The organism is Micromonospora sp. NPDC005257 (assembly GCF_042872445.1).
Taxonomy (GTDB): domain Bacteria; phylum Actinomycetota; class Actinomycetes; order Mycobacteriales; family Micromonosporaceae; genus Micromonospora.
Genome location: NZ_JBIAKL010000018.1, coordinates 57352 through 74182, shown reverse-complemented (window position 1 = coordinate 74182; position 16831 = coordinate 57352). Strand labels below are relative to the sequence as shown.

Genomic DNA, 16831 nt, shown 5'->3' with positions numbered 1-16831 from the left:
TATAAAACAATTGGCACTGGCTTTACAAGCACCCTGTTGAGTTCTCAAAGAACAACCACACACCAACCAGAAACCCCACCACCGTGGAGCACCCGCTTGGGGCAACCTCTCTAACTTACTCGGTCTTGCTTCCGTCGTCAACCTCGTGTCCGAGGTGATCAACTTGGCTCGACCAGGCCCACGCTGACGCTCGCCGTTTCCGGCGGTCGTTGCTCTCGTGGGTTTCGGCGGACCGGCCGGCGTCGCTCTCGCGATCACCCGCCCGGCTCCCTGCCGGCTTTTGAACTCTACCCGGTCGGCTTCGCGTTCGCAACTCCGTGTCCCGGAGCTACGTGCACCGCCCGAATCTCAGTCTGGTCGGCGTCGCCGCCACCAGCCTGGCGCCCGTTCTCGGCCGGTTTGCCCGGCCTCCCGCGTGCAGAGAGAAAGTTACGCGGACCCGCCCGGGAAGGCAAATCAATGATCGTCATTGGCCGCGCGCGACGGTTTCCGCGGCAACCCGCGGTCGAATGGGGTCGCCCGGAGCGGCGCCGTGCCAGAGTGGTCGGCATGGATGACCCGTCCCCGCTCCCAGCCGTCGCCGAGGATGCTCTGCTCGGGCTCCTGCTGCCGTTCTGGCAACTGGTTATCGGGGCCGTCGTGCTCGCCGTACTGGTGCTGTCGGTCAGACGCCTGGCCCGGCGCGGCCCTTCCCGGATGACCACCGCCCTGCTGGTCACGGCGGCGGCGATCGCCGGGATCGCCGCGCTGGGCCTGCTCCTGGGCGGCTGACCGGGTCAGAGCCGGCGGTTGGCCAGGCTGGGCAGCTCCGTGCGGATCGTGCGCAGCCGCTCCAGGTCCAACTCGGTGACCGCCAGCCCGGGACCGTCGGCGACCTGGCTGAGGACCGTCCCCCACGGGTCGACCACCATGCTGCGACCGAAACAGGTCCGGCCCGGGTCGTGGTCACCGGTCTGTCCTGCCGCCGCCACGAAGCACTGGTTCTCGATCGCCCGCGCCCGCAGCAGCACCTCCCAGTGGTCCCGCCCGGTGTGCGTCATGAACGCCGCCGGCACCACGAGCAGTTCGGCGCCGCCGTCGACCGCGAGCTGGCGGTACAACTCGGGAAACCGCAGGTCGTAACAGATGGACAGGCCCACCCGAAGGCCCTCGACGTCGACCACCACGGGCTTCTCGCCGGGTGCGACGGTTGCCGACTCCCGGTAGGAGACGCGACCGGGGATCTCCACGTCGTACAGATGGATCTTCCGATATGCGGCTGCGAGCGCGCCCTCGCGGTCGAAGACCAGGGAGGTGTTCCAGGTGTGCGCCGGGTCCGGACCGGCCTCGTGGAACGAGCCCGCGATCACCCACATGCCCAGCCGCCGAGCGGCCTCGGCGAAGAACCGCCCCACCGTGCCGTCGACCGGCTCGGCCGGTGGCATCCCGTCGGCGTGACCGAGGTAGTCGACGTACTCCGGAAGGAGGGCGAGGTCCGCGCCGGCCGCCGCGGCCCTGACCAGCAGGGCCTCGGCGGCGGCGAGGTTCGCCGCCCGGTCGTCGCGGGCGTTGAGCTGGCAGACGGCGACACGCATGACCTGAGGGTACGGGCGGAAGCAGGCGTACGACAGGGCTCAGACGCTGGACAGCACAAGCGCGGCGGCGGCGAAGCCGAGCCCGGCCAGTTGCACGGGCCGCAGCCGTTCCCGGTCGACGACGAACGCGAGCAGGACGGTGCTCACCGGGTAGAGCGAGGCGATGGCGGACACCACGCTCAGATGGCCCCGTCCCGCGGCGGCGAGGAAGAACGCGTTGGCGGCCGAGTCGACCAGGCCGGCGGCCACTGTCCAGCCGAACACCCACCGCCCCATGCGCAGGCGCGTACCGGTGCGGGCGGCGAGCGCGAGGCCGAAGGTCACGGAGCTGACGCGTATCGCGAGCACCGGCCACATGCCGGCGCGCTCGTCGGCCTGGCCGAGCAGCGCGAAGAAAACTCCGAAGAGCAGCCCCGCGGCGAGGGCCATGGTCAGGACGCGGCCGGAGACGCGGCGCGCGGCGCCTCGCTCCCCCATGCTGACGAGCCCGATGGCGACCACGGCGAGCGCGGCGCCGCCGAGCGCGACAGCACCCGGGGAGTGGGCGAGGGCCAAGCCGGCGACGATCGGCACGATCGCCGCGGTGATCGCGGTGACCGGCGCGACGACGGCCATGACGCCGGTGGCCAGTGCGCGGTAGAGCAGTATGACGCCGCCCGCGCCGGCTATGCCGGCGAGCAGGCCCCACCCCAGGTCCAGCGGGCTCGGGGTGCCGGGCACGACGAGAGCGAGCACCACCAGCAGTGGGAGACTGAGGATCTGCGACACGACGGTGACGGCGATCGGGTCGGCTCGTTGGGACGCCTTGCCGCCGCAGAAGTCGGCGGTGCCGAAGGCGAGCGCCGAGACGGCGGCGAAGACAATGGGAAGCACCCGGAAGTCGTACCACAATAGTGACCGTGAAGGACAGTGTGATGACCGAAGCGAGCGGACGGGTGGGCGCGGTGACCTCCGCGGTCGCCCGCCAGGTACGCGAGTTGCGAGCCGCCCGCGGCTGGTCCTTCGAGGAACTGGCCGGCCGGTCCGGCGTCAGCAAGGGCATGCTCGTGCAGATCGAGGGCGCCCGCACCAACCCGAGCATCGGCACGCTCTGCCGGGTCGCCGACGCGTTCGGCGTCAGCATCGCCCGGCTGTTGGAGCCGGCCGAACAGAGCACCGCACGGGTCAGCGCGGCGGACGAGGCGCCGGTGCTGTGGCGCGGCCCCAACGGTGGAGTCGCCCGCCTGCTCAGTGGCCTCGGCGAGCCCGACCTGGTCGAGCTGTGGGAGTGGCGGATCGAGCCCGGCGAGGAGCTGCGCTCCTCCGACCACGCCCACGGCACCCGGGAGATCCTGCACGTGCTCGACGGCGCCGCGACCGTCACGGTCGACGGCGTCGACCACGAGGTACGCGCCGGCGAGACGGTCGAGTTCCACGCCGACCGGGAACACGGCTACCGCACGGCCGGAGACGAACCGGTGCGCCTGATGATGGTGGTGGTGACCCCGTCGGGCGAGTGGGATCGGCGGACCCGTTCACGCGGACCGCGCCCGAGCTGACCCGGGCGCGGTCGCGGCGGCGGTCAGGCCGACTTCTCCTCGCGGTCCCGCCGACGTCGGCCGGTGAACTCGCGGGGCACGATCGTCGGGTTGACGTTCTCCAGGACGACCTCGCGGGTGATCAGCACCCGGGCGGCGTCAGGGTTGCTCGGCACCTCGTACATCACGGAGAGGAGGACCTCTTCCAAGATCGCCCGCAGGCCACGGGCGCCGGTGCCGCGGAGCATGGCCTGGTCGGCGATGGCCTCCAGCGCGGGCGGCTCGAACTCCAGCTCGACGCCGTCCAGCTCGAACAGGCGCTGGTACTGCCGGACCAGCGCGTTGCGCGGCTCGGTGAGGATGCGTACCAGGGCGCTGCGGTCGAGGCTGCGCACGTTGGTGATCACCGGCAGCCGGCCGATGAACTCGGGGATCAGCCCGAACTTCAGCATGTCCTCCGGCATGACCTGGCTGAAGATGTCGTCTGTCGACCGCTCGGAGACCGACCGGAGCCGGGCGCCGAAGCCGGTGCCGCCGGAGCCGGTGCGGGACTCGATGATCTGATCCAGCCCGGCGAACGCGCCACCGCAGATGAACAGCACGTTCGTGGTGTCGATCTGGATGAACTCCTGGTGCGGGTGTTTGCGCCCGCCCTGCGGGGGCACGTTTGCCACAGTGCCTTCGAGCATCTTCAGCAGCGCCTGCTGCACGCCCTCGCCGGAGACGTCCCGGGTGATCGACGGGTTCTCCGACTTGCGAGCGATCTTGTCGACCTCGTCGATGTAGATGATGCCCGTCTCGGCGCGCTTGATGTCGTAGTCGGCGGCCTGGATGAGCTTCAGCAGGATGTTCTCGACGTCCTCACCGACGTAGCCCGCCTCGGTGAGCGCGGTGGCGTCGGCGATCGCGAACGGGACGTTCAACATCCGGGCGAGCGTCTGCGCCAGGTGGGTCTTGCCGCAGCCGGTCGGGCCGAGCAGCAGGATGTTGGACTTGGCCAGCTCCACACCGTCGATGCCGGAGCCCGGGGCGCCCGCGGCCTCCGCCTGGATCCGCTTGTAGTGGTTGTAGACCGCTACGGCGAGCGCCTTCTTGGCCTGCTCCTGACCGACGACGTAGTTGTCGAGGAACTGGCAGATCTCCATCGGCTTGGGAAGCTCTTCCCACTTCACCTCGCCGGACTCGGCCAGCTCCTCTTCGATGATCTCGTTGCAGAGATCGATGCACTCGTCGCAGATGTAGACACCGGGCCCCGCGATGAGCTTCTTGACCTGCTTCTGCGACTTGCCGCAGAACGAGCATTTCAGTAGGTCGCCGCCGTCACCGATCCGTGCCACCTACGTTCTCCCTGCACTCGTCGGCCGGAACGCCGGCCCTGACCTGCGAGCGCCGGAGCGCCCGTCCGTCCTGTCGTCCCACCATGCTGTGGGGCCCACCCGATCCGACCAGCGGAGCGGTACAGACCCGACGTTACCCGCTGGCCGGGTTTTCTCCGACCCCCAAAACGGGTGTGTCAGAGGTCGACCGGGAACGATACCCCGATCGACCTCCGACCACACGCTGATCAGCCCGCGGCGTGCGACGCCAGCAGACCCTTCTTGCGGCTGGTCAGAATCGTGTCGACCAGCCCGTACTCCTTGGACTCCTCGGCCGTCATGATCTTGTCACGGTCGATGTCCTTGCGGACCTGCTCGATCGGGCGGTTGCAGTGGCGGGACAGCATGTCCTCCAGCTGCGTCCGCATCCGCAGGATCTCCCGCGCCTGGATCTCGATGTCCGAGCCCTGGCCGTAGCCGCCCTCGGTGGCCGGCTGGTGGATGATGATCCGGGAGTTGGGCAGCGCCATCCGCTTACCCGGCGTGCCCGCGGAGAGCAGCACCGCCGCCGCGCTCGCCGCCTGCCCGAGGCAGACGGTCTGGATGTCGGGGCGGACGTACTGCATGGTGTCGTAGATCGCCGTCATGGCGGTGAAGGAGCCACCGGGCGAGTTGATGTACATGATGATGTCGCGGTCCGGGTCGGTGCCCTCCAGCGTCAGCAGCTGGGCCATCACGTCGTTCGCCGACGCGTCGTCCACCTGGACGCCGAGGAAGATGATCCGGTCCTCGAAGAGCTTGTTGTACGGGTTCGACTCCTTCATCCCGTACGACGTGCGCTCGACGAACGACGGCAGGACGTAGCGGTTGTGCACGGCCGCGAACTGGGGCGGCAGGCTCAGGTCGGTCATCGTCAGCTCCTCGGTCAGCTCAGGGTCCCGGCGCCATCCGGAACCTGCGCGGCCCCGATGATCACCTTGTCGATGAAGCCGTAGTCCATGGCCTCCTGGGCGGTGAACCAACGGTCACGGTCCGAGTCCGCCTCGATCTGCGCCTGGGACTGGCCGGTGTGGAACGCGACCCGCTCCTGGAACATCCGCTTGGTGTAGAGCATCTGCTCGGCCTGGATCGCGATGTCCGACGCGGTGCCGCCGAGGCCGCCCGACGGCTGGTGCATCATGATCCGCGCGTGCGGCAGGGCGTACCGCTTGCCCTTGGTGCCCGCACAGAGCAGGAGCTGGCCCATGGAGGCCGCCATGCCCATCGCCACGGTCGAGACGTCGTTGTCGATGTACTGCATGGTGTCGTAGATCGCCATGCCGGAGTAGACCGAGCCACCCGGCGAGTTGATCCAGAGGAAGATGTCGCGGTCCGGGTCCTCCGCGGCGAGCAGCAGGAGCTGCGCGCAGATGCGGTTGGCCACCTGGTCGTTCACCTCACTGCCCAGGAAGATGATCCGTTCCTTGAGCAACCGGTTGTAGACCGAGTCGTCGAGGTTGCCAATGGAGTCGCCACCGCGGGCCTCGTTCACCCGGAGCGACTTCTTGGGGATGTGCATGTCGGTCATGGCAGCCCTTCGCTCTCCGTACCGTCCTACCCGACACTAACCGCTCAGCCGGGGGGCGTACTCCCGGTCGGGGCACTGTTCGCTCTCAGCGCAGTCACCCGCACGGCGTACCCCGGAAAGGGTTTCGGCCGCCTCCCGGCGCGCAGCGCGGGACGGCGGCCGACACCCCCGATGATCAGTGCTGGTGGTCGTGCTCGGCCTCGTTCTGGGCCCGCAGAGCGTCGAGGGAGACCTCGTTGCCCGCCGAGTCCTTGATCTTGATCTTCTCCATCACCGCGGCGAGCGCCTTGCCCCGGCGGACGTCGCCGAAGACGGCCGCGGCGGCGCCGGAGCGGACCAGCTGGTCGTAGTACTGCTGCGGGGCCATGCCGGCGCGCTGCGCGCGGTGCACGATCTCGTGACCGAACTCGTCGTCGGAGACCTGCACGTCCTCGGCGTCGGCCAGGGTGTCCAGCAGGAGCTGGATCTTGACGCCGTCGGTGGCCGCCTCGGTCAGCTCCGTGTCGATCTGCTCCTCGGTCTTCTCCTCCGCCGCGAGGTATTCCTCCAGGGAGGCGCCGATGCGCTCGAGCTGGTCGACCATCGCGGCCTTGCGGCTCTCGACCTCCTCCTTGACGACGCCCTCGGGCGCCGGCACCTCGGCGGCGGCCACCATCTGCTCCAGGGCCTTGTCGCGGGCGGCGTAGATCTGCTCGACCTGCTTGCCCCGGGCGACCCGCTCCCGCAGGTCGCCGCGCAGCTCGTCGATCGTGTCGAACTCGCTGGCCATCTGCGCGAAGTCGTCGTTGAGCTCGGGCAGCTCCTTCTCCTTGACCGTGCGGACGGTCACCGCCACGTCGGCGTCACGGCCGGCGTAGTCGCCGCCGACGAGCTGCGTGGTGAAGGTGGTGCTGTCGCCGGCGGCCAGGCCGACCAGCGCCTCGTCCAGGCCCGGCAGGAGCTGCTTGCTGCCCACCTCGTGCGAGATGTTGCTCGCCGAACCGCCCGGGACCTCCTCGCCGTCGACCGTGGCGTTCAGGTCGATCTGCACGAAGTCGCCCTCCTGGGCGGCCCGCTCGACGGTCTTCAGCGTGGCGAACCGCTCGCGCAGGCTGTTGATCTGCTCGTCGATCTCGCTGTCGGCGATCTCGATCTCGTCCACGGTCACCTCGATGGTGGCCGGGTCCGGCAGGGTGATCTCCGGACGGACGTCCACCTCGGCGGTGAAGTTGAGCGTGTCACCGTCGTTGAACTCGGTGATGTCGACCTCGGGACGGCCCAGCGTCTTGAGGTCGTGCTCCCGGACCGCGGCGAGGATGTTCTGCGGGATCGCCTCCTGGATCGCCTCGTTGAGGACGGTTCCCCGGCCCACCCGCTGGTCGATCACCGCGCTGGGAACCTTGCCCCGGCGGAAGCCGGGAACCTGGACCTGCTGGCCGATCTCCCGGTACGCCTTCTTGAGGCTCGGCTCGAGCTCGACGAACGGCACCTCGATGGCGAGCCGCACGCGCGTCGGGCTCAGAGTCTCGACGGTGCTCTTCACAGGCGTACTCCTTGACGGATCTGGGTGTTGGTTCTGGGGCGTGATTGCGCGCATCGAGTGTAGGCGAGCCGGCCGACGGCATCGGCAGGGCCCGGGCACCGCGCGGAAAACCGGCGGTTCCCGGGATGATCCGGTCGCGAACGACAGTCGGGGTGGCGGGATTTGAACCCACGGCCCCTCGCTCCCAAAGCGAGTGCGCTACCAAGCTGCGCCACACCCCGTGGCGACGAAGAGTGTATGCCGTCCGACCCCCCGCGCGGGTGACCGGGGCGCGGGGTACGCGGTGTGGCGGCTCACCCGGGGGTACGCGCTGCGCGGCGTCCGCCACGATTAGGTACGCTGTCGGCGCGTCCCACGATGGTGGGGCGCGCGCGGGCGTAGCTCAATGGTAGAGCTTCAGTCTTCCAAACTGACTACGCGGGTTCGATTCCCGTCGCCCGCTCCACCGGCCTCCGACCCCTCCCAGGCCGCATCCCCGATCCTGGGCTGAGCACACTCCCGGCTTCCCACGTGGCATTCAGGGTGATTGATACAATCCGTGCCCGTGGAGAAGCGCTACGGGGTTGAGCACCATGCGGTGACGAACTCGGGGCCGGTAGGCGACCAGGAGGAGTGCGCTGACGCCTACCACCAGCTCTACGACGGTCCCACCGGCGACGACGCGCCCCATCTCGGCGACCACGCCGAGCGGGCTGCCCTGCGCAAGGAAGGTGAGCGGTTGTTCATCGAGAGCTGCGTGAACGGCAGGCCGGCCCCGGTTTCCCACGTGGTTGACCGGCCGGCCACCGATCAGCCGGCAGCGGTGGTCGCGACCGACTCGGCGGCGGGCACAGCCGGACGCCGTCGCCTCGCGAGGACGGCCACGCCGATCAGAAGGAGCACGAGCGAGAGCGGCACCAGCACGGGAGCGAGCGCCCGCCAGACGGGCCACACCGGCTCGGCGAGCCCGTTCGCGGCCAGGTCCATCCAGGTGAGGGCGGCGCCCGGGAACAGGGCGACGATCACCGGCGTGCCGACGAGCAGGGGGACGGGCCAACGACGCCGCGCCACCTCCCGGAACAGTGCCGCACCCCCGACCGCGCCCAGCAGGGTGCCGATGATCGTGGCGGCGGCGAACCCGCCGGGGGCGGACGGCTCGATGCGCAGCCTCGACCCGTACGCCCGATGGGTGAGCGTGGCCGTGAGCCCGTCCCGCTCGGCGCGCCAGCCGTCGCACGGGGAACCCGGCACCCGGCGGAGTTCCCGCCATCCGCGCGTCTCGGCGGCGCCTCGCATCCGCTCCGACAGCGCGCAGTCGGCGTCGTCGCCGTACTGAAACTCGACCCGGCTCCCGCCGACCTCGTCGGCGGCCAGGAAGACGCCGTACCGGTAGCCGCGCACGTCCATCGAGCCGATCGGCTCGGCACCGGGAAGCAGTTCCCCGGCCGCGCTCCGAGCCGTGTCGGAGCTGACCGCCATGGCGTCCCGGCCGCCGTACCAGGACCCGGCGGCCAGGCCGGCCGTGCCGAACAGCACGGCGCCGAGCAGCACCATCGCGACGTACCCCAGCCGACGCCTCACCGGCCCACCCCCTGACGCAGTGCGGCACAGCGTAGCCATCGCGCGCCATCGCCGGCGCCCTGTGGCGAGGGCCGACGCGGGCCCGGCGGCGTCCTAGTAGTGGTCCTCGATCGGCCGACGTGCCTCGTCGAACAGCGCCGGCCCGTCGTACCGCACCGGGCGCCGTGCCGGAGCGGCCGGCTTGACCTGATCGAACTGCTCGGCGGAGAGGGCGTACACGACCCGGCCGAGGCCGGACGCCTCGATCGCGACCGTGCACATCGGGCAGGGCTGGCAGCTGGTGTACATGGTGGCGGCGACTGCGGCCTCGGGGGCGAGCTGCCGGGCGGCCCAGCGGGCGAGCTTCAGCTCAGGATGCGCGGTGACGTCGTTGTCGGAGACCACCGTGTTGTGGTCCTCGATCAGGACGGTGCCGTCGGCGCCGACGAGCAGCGACCCGAACGGGCGTTCGCCGGACGCGCCAGCCCGGTCGGCGAGGTCCACGGCTCGGCGCAGGAACGCCTCGTCGTCGGGTGTCATCAGCCCTCCAGGTGTCGGCGGTACCGAGCCGAGGCCGTCAGTCGGCGGCGATCTGCTCGACGGATCGGGCGGCGACGGCGAGCAGGGCCGGGTCGCCGCTGCGGGCGTACGCGTCACTCACCGTGTCCGTGAATTTGATCGCGTGCGCGTCCCCGGTGTCCAGCGCCCGCGCCATGACCTCGCCGAGTTCCGGCCCGCCGGCAGGCGGGAGGGAACGGGACCCGGCCGGGGCGTAGGCGGCGGTGACGGCTGCGGTAGCCGCCCAGGCGGCGGCCAGGCTCGGGTGCCACAGCGCGGGCGACAGCGCCGGCAGGGTACGCAGGACGGCGTTCGGCGCGGTCGCCGCGTGCACGAGCATGACCGGACTGGCGTACCCGTGCGTGCCGTGCCGGAGCACGGCGGCGTCGACGACCGCCGCGAGCCGGGTGGGCACGTCGTCGGCTGCGTCGCCGGGCACCGCCGCCGCCACCGCCGGCCATCGACCCAGGCCGGCCAACTGCGCCAGGCGGGAGCGGATGCCGAACCGCTGATCGGGTACGCGGGGCACGGCGTCGAGCGCGGACCGGGCGTCGGTTCCGGGGTACGGCCCGGCGCCGGGCCGAGCGAGCGGCTGCCAGCGGGCGGCCCAGTAGGCGAGCCCCTGGCCGAGCTCGGCGACGCGCGGTGCGGTCTCGGCGTCGAGCAGGGCGCGTACGGCGTGGCCGACCCGGATGACGCCGTGGGTGGCCCCGGCGGCGATGCCGGGTAGCAGGCGCGGCCACCAGCGGGCCAGCACGTCCCGCCACGGGTCGCCGGCCAGCTCGCTGTCGAAGAGGTCGAGCCAGTCGCCGGTACGCACCGGGTCGCCGAGCGGGTCGCGCCACTCGTCGGCGGCGATGCGCCGGATGCCGCGCGGGCGTTCCTCCAGCTTGTCGGAGTACGTGTCGATCCAGCGGTGCACGGCCCGCTCGTGGCCGTGGCGCACCAGCGCCTCCGCCGCCATCGGCACGTGGTTGGACAGCCACCCGTCCCGCTCGGGACCGGTGTGGCGGACGCGCTCGTAGGCCTCGTCGAGAACGGAGTTCAGCACGCCGGGAATCGTCCGGCCTCAAGCGCGGTTCAGGTCAAGCGGCGTCGGATCCGCGTCATGTCCTCCTCGGGCAGCGCGTCGGCCACCAGCAGCCGGGGCAGCAGCTCCGACTCCAGCGTGATGGCCCGGAACACGAGCGCCACGGTCACGTCGTGGCCGGGCCGGTGCACGACCTCGACCGGGTCGCCGGCCCCGACGCTGCCCGGCGTGATCACCCGCAGGTACGCCCCGGGCCGTACCGCCTCGGTGAACCGCTTGATCCAGCCCTGCTCGCCCAGCCACCCCTGGAACGTGCCGCAGGGGATGCGCGGGCAGGAGACCTCCAGCACCAGGTCGGGCCCGATCCGCCACCGCTCGCCGATCAGCGCGCCGTTGACGTCCAGGCCGCTGGTGGTCAGGTTCTCCCCGAAGCTGCCGTCGGCGAGCGGGCGGCCCAGCTCGGCCTCCCAGTGGTCGAGGTCCTCCCGGGCGTACGCGTAGACGGCCTGGTCGGCGCCGCCGTGGTGGGCGAGGTCGTAGACCCGGTCGCCGGCGAGCCCGACCGCGCCGGTGCCCTTGGGGCCGGGCGCGGTGACCGGGACGCGACCGTCCACGGGTCGCTTGTCGATGCCGGTGGTCCCGGTCTCCTTCCACGGATTCGGTTGCGGTCGGCCCACGTTGACGGAGATCACCTTCATGACCGCGACGGTATGCGGCCACGGCCCCACCGGCCACCCCATTGCGCCGGGCCGGGTGGGCAGCGGGGCAGCGTGGGCTGCGTACGATGCGGGCCGGACAACCCCTCGTCGGGTGGAGGTAGCCACGGATGTCAGGCCAGCAGGACGGTTTCGCCCTCGGCGTGGACCTCGGCACCTCGAACACCGTGGCGGTGCTGCGCTGGCCGGACGGGCGCACCCGGCCGGTGCTGGTCGACGGGCACCCGATCCTGCCCTCCGGCGTGTACGCCGACGCGGACGGTCACCTGCACGTCGGGCGGGACGCGCAACGCCTGGCCCAGGCCGACCCGGCCGGCTACGAGCCGAACCCGAAGCGCCGGGTCGACGAGGAGAGCGTGGAGCTGGGCGGGCGGGCGTACCGGCCGGCGGAGCTGCTGGCCGCGACGCTGCGCACGGTCGCGGACGCGGCGGTGGCGGCGGTCGGGATGCTGCCCCCGGCGGTGGTCACGCACCCGGCGGCCTGGACGCCGGCCCGCCGTCAGGTGCTGCACGACGCGCTGGAGCTGGCCGGCTGGCCGGCGGCGGCCGAGCACACGCTCGCCGGGCCGATCGCGCCCGGCACCCGCCTGCTGCGCGAGCCGGTGGCCGCGGCCCGTTACTTCACGCAGGTGCTGCGCCGCCCGGTGCCGGTGGGCGGTTCGGTGGCGGTGTTCGACTTCGGCGGCGGCACGCTCGACGTGGCGGTGCTGCGCAACGAGGGCGCCGACCCGTGGGGCGACTCCGGTTTCCACCTGATCGCCACCGGCGGGATCCCCGACCTCGGCGGTCTCGACCTGGACGCGGCCTTGCTCGGACGGCTCGGGGAGCTGGTGGGCCCGGACCATCCGCGCGAGTGGGCCCGGCTGACCGATCCGACGACCACCGCCGAGCGGCGGGACCGCCAGCAGCTCTGGGAGAACGTGCGCGGCACCAAGGAGATGCTGTCGCGGGCCATGGTGGCGCCGGTGGCCGTACCGGGGGTGGAGGCGGCGGTGCCGCTGACCCGGGAGGAGTTCGAACGCCTGGCCGCGCCGCTGCTCGCCCGGGCGGTGACCGAGACCCGGGAGGTGACCGCCGCCGCCGGGCTGCGCCCGGAGCAGCTCAGCGGCCTGTTCCTGGTCGGCGGGTCGACAAGGGTGCCGCTCGTGGCCCGGCTGCTGCACGCCGAGCTGGGTATCGCGCCGACGGTGCTGGAACAGCCGGAGATGCCGGTCGCCGAGGGCGCGCTCACCGACCTGCCGCTGCACCGCCGGCCCGGCCGGCCCGCCGTGCCGGCCCAGCTCGCGCCCACGCACCCCGGATCGACCCGGCCCGCGCCGCCCGCGGGCGACGCGCCGGCCCTCGGCACGACGAGCGCGGCCACCGTCGCCGCCGGTGCGACGAGGGCGAACCCGACCGCGCCCCTCGGCGGGCCGGACGCGGCGTCGGCCGGACCGCACGGCACGCTGGTCGCCGACGGCGCCGTCCCGCAGACACCCTTCACGAGGTACGACGGCGCACCGGCCGCCCACGGTCCGGTTCCGCCCCACCCCGCCGCGGGATACGGCGTACCCGGGCCGTCCGCTCCTCCGTCCGGCGGCGGCTGGCAGCCCGGCGTACCCGGAACGCCCTTCGCCCCCGCGCCGAACGCCGTCCGGCCCGGCGGCGGCCCGCCACGGCGCGGCCGGTGGATCGCGCTCGGCGCGGGCCTCGTGGTGGTCGCCGTGGCGGCGTCGGTGCTGCTCTGGGTGTTCCGGGACCGGCACCCGGCGCTGGACTTCCACACCGCGGACCTGGTGAGGACGGTGGCCGCCGGCGACACCCGGCCGGATCAGATGTTCACCGCGACGCTCGAGGACCGCGCCTACCTGGCCCGTTCACTGCCCGACGGCCATCTCCACGTGACAGCCGTCGAGGCGTCGACCGGCAAGGCGGTCTGGGAGAGGCGGACGGACGCGACCGCGCAGCGGTGGGCCGGGGTCCGGGCGCTGCCCGAAGGTCTGCTCGTCCTCGGCGACGACACCGGCAGCGGACCGCGCGTGCTCGCGGTGCTCGACGGCGGTTCCGGCAAGCAGCGCTGGCGGACCGACGTCGACCGCGACGACGCGCTGTACGTCGGGCCCGACACGATCGTCCGGCTGGACCGCACCGGCGAACGCCTGGTCGGGCTGCGGCTGGACAACGGCCGGCAGCGGTGGGAGCGGCCCAATCCGCGCACCGAGTACGGCGACGCGCGGACGAAGGTGGTACCGGTCGGCACCGGCGCGGCACTGGACGGGCCCGCAGACGCCGAGGGTGTGCCGCTCGCCCCGTGGGCGGGGAAGGCGGACCGGCTCGTGCAGGTCGGCGCGGACCGCTCGGTGCGGGTCCTAAACCTGCGCAGCGGGGAGATCCTCAAGGAGCGGGGCAACGTCGCCGGCCTCGACGATCCGATGGCCGCCCGCGACGACCGGCTGTACGTGGCGGAGAACCAGCGTGGCCTGCGGCTGCTCGCCTACGACCTGGGCGGTCTCGGCACGCCCACGGTGCTGTACGAGGCGCCCGAGCAGGGCGGCCGGGCGAAGGGTCTGGTCACCTGCGGCGAGCGTCGCGTGTGCCTGCTGGAGACGCCCGGCAGCGGCGCCGACGACACCCGCGTGGTGGCGGCGACCGAGGGTGAGGAAACCCGGCAGTGGGCGGCGCCGCGCGCCGAGTCGCTGGCCCCGGTCGGTGAGCACGTGCTGGCCGGGCGGGCCTCTCCGGACGCGGTGACGCTGTTCGCGCCGGACGGCACGGCGGTGCTGCGCGACCGGGACGGGGCCGCGGTCCGGCTGGACGCCGGCAACCTGCTGATCTTCTCCGAGGCCCCGAGCAGCTTCGAGGACGACCGCGTCCTCGCCGGGATGGCGGTGGACGGCAAACCGGTCGAGATGGGGCTGCTGAAGCAGATCCGCAGCGAGTCGTGCTCGTGGAACGCCGAGATGCTGGTGTGCGGCGCGGAGAAGGAGTTCCGGCTGTACCGGTTCGCCGGCTGATCGGAAGTGAGCGACTTCCCTGTGGCCGCCCGGTGCGTACCGGGCGGACGGGCGGTCAGTCCGCGGTGCCGAGGTCGCGGAAGACGGCGAGCGCGCCCGGGTCGTCGATCGTCGCCGGCACCGGCTCGTCCCGCCCCTCCACCAGGCCGCGCATCGTGCGCCGCAGGATCTTCCCGGAGCGGGTCTTCGGCAGCGCGGGCACCACTGTCACCCGGCGGAACGCGGCCACCGGGCCGATCCGCTGCCGGACCAGCGCGACCAGCTCGGCGGTGAGCGCGTCCGGGTCCACGTCGGCGCCGGCCTTGAGCACCACGTACCCGCTGGGCACCTGCCCCTTGAGCGCGTCGGCCACGCCGATCACCGCACACTCGGCCACCGCCGGGTGCGTCGCCAGGACCTCCTCCATCGCGCCGGTGGACAGCCGGTGCCCGGCCACGTTGATGACGTCGTCGGTGCGGCCCATCACGTACAGGTAGCCGTCCTCGTCGAACCGGCCGCCGTCGCCGGTCAGGTAGTGGCCGGGGAACGTGGACAGGTAGGAGCGGACGAACCGCTCGTCGTCGCCCCAGAGCGTGGGCAGGCAGCCGGGCGGCAGCGGCAGCCGGATCGCTATCGAGCCGTCGGTGCCCGGCGGCACGTCCCGGCCCGCGCCGTCGACCACGCGCACGTCGTAGCCGGGCACCGGCACCGACGGCGACCCGGGCTTGATCGGCAGCGGCTCCAGGCCGCGCGGGTTGGCCGCCACCGGCCAGCCGGTCTCCGTCTGCCACCAGTTGTCGACAACTGGTACGCCGAGCCGCTCCCCCGCCCAGGCCCAGGTGTCCGGGTCCAGCCGCTCACCGGCGAGGAAGAGGGTACGCAGCGCGCCCAGGTCGTACCGGGAGATGTGGCCGCCCTCCGGGTCCTGGCGGCGGATCGCCCGGATCGCTGTGGGCGCGGTGAACAGGGCGGTCACCCGGTGCTCGGCGGCGACCCGCCAGAACGCCCCGGCATCGGGGGTGCCGACCGGCTTTCCCTCGTAGAGCACAGTGGTCGCGCCGGTGAGCAGCGGCGCGTACACGATGTAGGAGTGGCCGACCACCCAGCCCACGTCGGAGGCGGCCCAGAAGACCTCGCCCGGCTCGATGCCGTAGACGTTGCGCATCGACCAGCGCAGCGCCACCGCGTGCCCGCCGTTGTCCCGCACCACGCCCTTGGGCCGGCCGGTGGTGCCGGAGGTGTAGAGGACGTAGAGCGGGTCGGTCGCGGCCACCGGCTCGCACGGCGCCGGTTCCGCGTCCGCCATCACCTCGGCCCAGGTGAGGTCGCGGCCGGGCACCAGCGGGGCCGGCTCCTGTGGGCGCTGCACCACCACGCAGCGCTCCGGCGCGTGCGTGGCCTCGTCGAGCGCGGCGGCCAGGATCGGGTGGTACGGCACCACCCGGTCGGCCTCGATCCCGCAGGAGGTGGCCACCACCACCTTCGGCCGCGCGTCGTCGATCCGGACGGCCAGTTCGTGCGCCGCGAAACCGCCGAAGACCACCGAGTGCACCGCGCCGATCCGGGCGCAGGCCAGCATGGCGACCACCGCCTCCGGGACCATCGCCAGGTAGAGCAGGACGCGGTCGCCCCGGCCGACGCCGAGGCGGCGCAGGGCACCGGCGAACCGGGCGGTCTCGGCGAGCAGTTCGGCGTACGTGAGGCTGCTGACAGTGCCGGTGACCGGGCTGTCGTGGATCAGCGCGGGCTGGTCGCCCCGGCCGGCGGCGACGTGCCGGTCCAGCGCGTTGTGGCAGGTGTTCAGCACCCCGTCGGGGAACCAGCGGTACAGCGGCGCCGCCGAGTCGTCCAGGATGCGGTCCGGCGGGATGACCCAGTCGATGTCGTTCGCCGCGTCCCGCCAGAAGCCGGCCGGGTCGGCGATGCTCCGCTCGTACGCTGATCGATACGCGCCCATGTCGCCATCCTGCTCCGCGGCGGCGGGCCGGCACGACGGCCGGCCGGATCCGGTGCGCCGGAAGCACGCCCCGGCTCGCCGAACGGCCGCGCACGGCGGCGGGTGGTGGTCCGCCCGGCCGTTTCCGGCGGGCCGGGCCGGGGTAGGGCGGGCACATGGAGACGAACACGAAGGCGTACCTGGTCGGCGGTCCCCGCGACGGCAGCAACCAGGACGCGGACGGAAAGGCCCTGGTGGAGATCGAGATCGACGGGATGATCCACCGCTACATCCGGACCACGAAGGCGCACGAGGACGGCGTGCTCTACAACTACGACGGCATGGTGGCGCCGGGTGGCGGCGAGCCGGGCGTCGAGGACCCGGCGGCCCGGGTCTCGTCGCCGAAGGCCGACGAGCAGCAGCGCTGACCGCTCAGCCCAACGGGCGACGGATGAAGCCCGTGTGGCGGGGTAAGGCAGCACGGTCCTGGTGGAGCGACGACCGGCGTCGCGGCGTACCGCGGCCGGACGCGGGCGGGCGGCACGAATGCCGCCCGCCCGCGCATTCCACTGACCGGCCCCCGC

The 16831-nt window shown here is 72.5% G+C and carries 14 protein-coding genes, 2 tRNA genes and 1 pseudogene; 5 read left to right on the top strand and 12 right to left on the bottom strand.

All coding sequences use genetic code 11. The features are described from left to right. Positions 1-549 precede the first annotated feature (549 nt). On the top strand, positions 550-771 hold the full coding sequence (locus tag ACFYO8_RS28280) for a hypothetical protein (RefSeq protein WP_354870820.1): 222 nt from the start codon (positions 550-552) through the stop codon (positions 769-771). Between the two features lie 5 nt (positions 772-776). Here ACFYO8_RS28280 and ACFYO8_RS28275 read toward each other — a convergent pair whose 3' ends face one another. Together ACFYO8_RS28275 and ACFYO8_RS28270 are read right to left on the bottom strand one after the other, a co-directional pair. After that, entirely contained in the window at positions 777-1574 is a 798-nt protein-coding gene (locus tag ACFYO8_RS28275; RefSeq protein WP_354870823.1) for a carbon-nitrogen hydrolase family protein, read from the bottom strand. A 39-nt stretch (positions 1575-1613) separates the two neighbouring features. Further along, complete coding sequence (locus ACFYO8_RS28270; protein ID WP_354870825.1) at positions 1614-2447, bottom strand: EamA family transporter; 834 nt, start codon at positions 2445-2447, stop codon at positions 1614-1616. A gap of 41 nt (positions 2448-2488) precedes the next feature. On the opposite strand from ACFYO8_RS28270, the gene ACFYO8_RS28265 reads away from it, so the two are divergent. After that, a complete protein-coding gene (locus ACFYO8_RS28265) occupies positions 2489-3112 on the top strand; it encodes an XRE family transcriptional regulator (RefSeq protein WP_354870828.1) in 624 nt (207 codons plus the stop codon). 23 nt (positions 3113-3135) lie between these two features. Here ACFYO8_RS28265 and clpX read toward each other — a convergent pair whose 3' ends face one another. The 5 genes from clpX to ACFYO8_RS28240 all read right to left on the bottom strand — a co-directional run bounded on the left by clpX (position 3136) and on the right by ACFYO8_RS28240 (position 7717). After that, positions 3136-4428, bottom strand: coding sequence for an ATP-dependent Clp protease ATP-binding subunit ClpX (gene clpX, locus ACFYO8_RS28260; RefSeq protein ID WP_354870831.1), 1293 nt, complete (start codon positions 4426-4428; stop codon positions 3136-3138). Positions 4429-4655: 227 nt separating this feature from the next. Then, on the bottom strand, positions 4656-5318 hold the full coding sequence (locus ACFYO8_RS28255; protein WP_013288034.1) for an ATP-dependent Clp protease proteolytic subunit: 663 nt from the start codon (positions 5316-5318) through the stop codon (positions 4656-4658). 14 nt (positions 5319-5332) lie between these two features. Continuing rightward, on the bottom strand, positions 5333-5974 hold the full coding sequence (locus ACFYO8_RS28250; protein ID WP_013288035.1) for an ATP-dependent Clp protease proteolytic subunit: 642 nt from the start codon (positions 5972-5974) through the stop codon (positions 5333-5335). Between the two features lie 175 nt (positions 5975-6149). Beyond that, positions 6150-7496 (bottom strand): trigger factor, encoded by a 1347-nt coding sequence (gene tig, locus ACFYO8_RS28245; protein ID WP_354870835.1) that lies wholly within the window; start codon positions 7494-7496, stop codon positions 6150-6152. Positions 7497-7643: 147 nt separating this feature from the next. Continuing rightward, positions 7644-7717 (bottom strand) — tRNA-Pro (locus ACFYO8_RS28240). 150 nt (positions 7718-7867) lie between these two features. On the opposite strand from ACFYO8_RS28240, the gene ACFYO8_RS28235 reads away from it, so the two are divergent. Further along, a tRNA-Gly gene (locus ACFYO8_RS28235) sits at positions 7868-7941 on the top strand. 344 nt (positions 7942-8285) lie between these two features. On the opposite strand, the gene ACFYO8_RS28230 is transcribed toward ACFYO8_RS28235, so the two are convergent. The 4 genes from ACFYO8_RS28230 to ACFYO8_RS28215 all read right to left on the bottom strand — a co-directional run bounded on the left by ACFYO8_RS28230 (position 8286) and on the right by ACFYO8_RS28215 (position 11321). Then, complete coding sequence (locus tag ACFYO8_RS28230; RefSeq protein WP_354870838.1) at positions 8286-9056, bottom strand: hypothetical protein; 771 nt, start codon at positions 9054-9056, stop codon at positions 8286-8288. 93 nt (positions 9057-9149) lie between these two features. Further along, positions 9150-9575, bottom strand: coding sequence for a nucleoside deaminase (locus ACFYO8_RS28225; RefSeq protein WP_354870840.1), 426 nt, complete (start codon positions 9573-9575; stop codon positions 9150-9152). Between the two features lie 37 nt (positions 9576-9612). Further along, positions 9613-10644: a hypothetical protein gene (locus ACFYO8_RS28220; RefSeq protein WP_354870842.1), complete on the bottom strand. Its 1032-nt coding sequence runs from the start codon at positions 10642-10644 to the stop codon at positions 9613-9615. 29 nt (positions 10645-10673) lie between these two features. Then, on the bottom strand, positions 10674-11321 hold the full coding sequence (locus ACFYO8_RS28215; RefSeq protein WP_354870845.1) for an MOSC domain-containing protein: 648 nt from the start codon (positions 11319-11321) through the stop codon (positions 10674-10676). Between the two features lie 128 nt (positions 11322-11449). Between ACFYO8_RS28215 and ACFYO8_RS28210 the strand changes: the two genes are divergently transcribed. Continuing rightward, on the top strand, positions 11450-14332 hold the full coding sequence (locus ACFYO8_RS28210; RefSeq protein ID WP_354870848.1) for an Hsp70 family protein: 2883 nt from the start codon (positions 11450-11452) through the stop codon (positions 14330-14332). 55 nt (positions 14333-14387) lie between these two features. On the opposite strand, the pseudogene ACFYO8_RS28205 reads toward ACFYO8_RS28210, so the two are convergent. Then, positions 14388-16334, bottom strand: a pseudogene (locus tag ACFYO8_RS28205) (propionyl-CoA synthetase); the annotation flags it as partial. A gap of 89 nt (positions 16335-16423) precedes the next feature. On the opposite strand from ACFYO8_RS28205, the gene ACFYO8_RS28200 reads away from it, so the two are divergent. Further along, the gene (locus ACFYO8_RS28200) at positions 16424-16675 is read left to right on the top strand and encodes a hypothetical protein (protein ID WP_354870850.1); all 252 of its coding nucleotides are present in this window, start codon (positions 16424-16426) and stop codon (positions 16673-16675) included. Positions 16676-16831: the final 156 nt, after the last annotated feature.

What these genes read in the sequence shown, in the direction of transcription:
- ACFYO8_RS28280 (WP_354870820.1), top strand. Translation starts at nt 550, where the DNA reads ATGGATGACCCGTCCCCGCTCCCAGCCGTCGCCGAGGATGCTCTGCTC.
- ACFYO8_RS28275 (WP_354870823.1), bottom strand. Translation starts at nt 1,574, where the DNA reads ATGCGTGTCGCCGTCTGCCAGCTCAACGCCCGCGACGACCGGGCGGCG.
- ACFYO8_RS28265 (WP_354870828.1), top strand. Translation starts at nt 2,489, where the DNA reads ATGACCGAAGCGAGCGGACGGGTGGGCGCGGTGACCTCCGCGGTCGCC.
- ACFYO8_RS28255 (WP_013288034.1), bottom strand. Translation starts at nt 5,318, where the DNA reads ATGACCGACCTGAGCCTGCCGCCCCAGTTCGCGGCCGTGCACAACCGC.
- ACFYO8_RS28250 (WP_013288035.1), bottom strand. Translation starts at nt 5,974, where the DNA reads ATGACCGACATGCACATCCCCAAGAAGTCGCTCCGGGTGAACGAGGCC.
- ACFYO8_RS28225 (WP_354870840.1), bottom strand. Translation starts at nt 9,575, where the DNA reads ATGACACCCGACGACGAGGCGTTCCTGCGCCGAGCCGTGGACCTCGCC.
- ACFYO8_RS28215 (WP_354870845.1), bottom strand. Translation starts at nt 11,321, where the DNA reads ATGAAGGTGATCTCCGTCAACGTGGGCCGACCGCAACCGAATCCGTGG.
- ACFYO8_RS28210 (WP_354870848.1), top strand. Translation starts at nt 11,450, where the DNA reads ATGTCAGGCCAGCAGGACGGTTTCGCCCTCGGCGTGGACCTCGGCACC.
- ACFYO8_RS28200 (WP_354870850.1), top strand. Translation starts at nt 16,424, where the DNA reads ATGGAGACGAACACGAAGGCGTACCTGGTCGGCGGTCCCCGCGACGGC.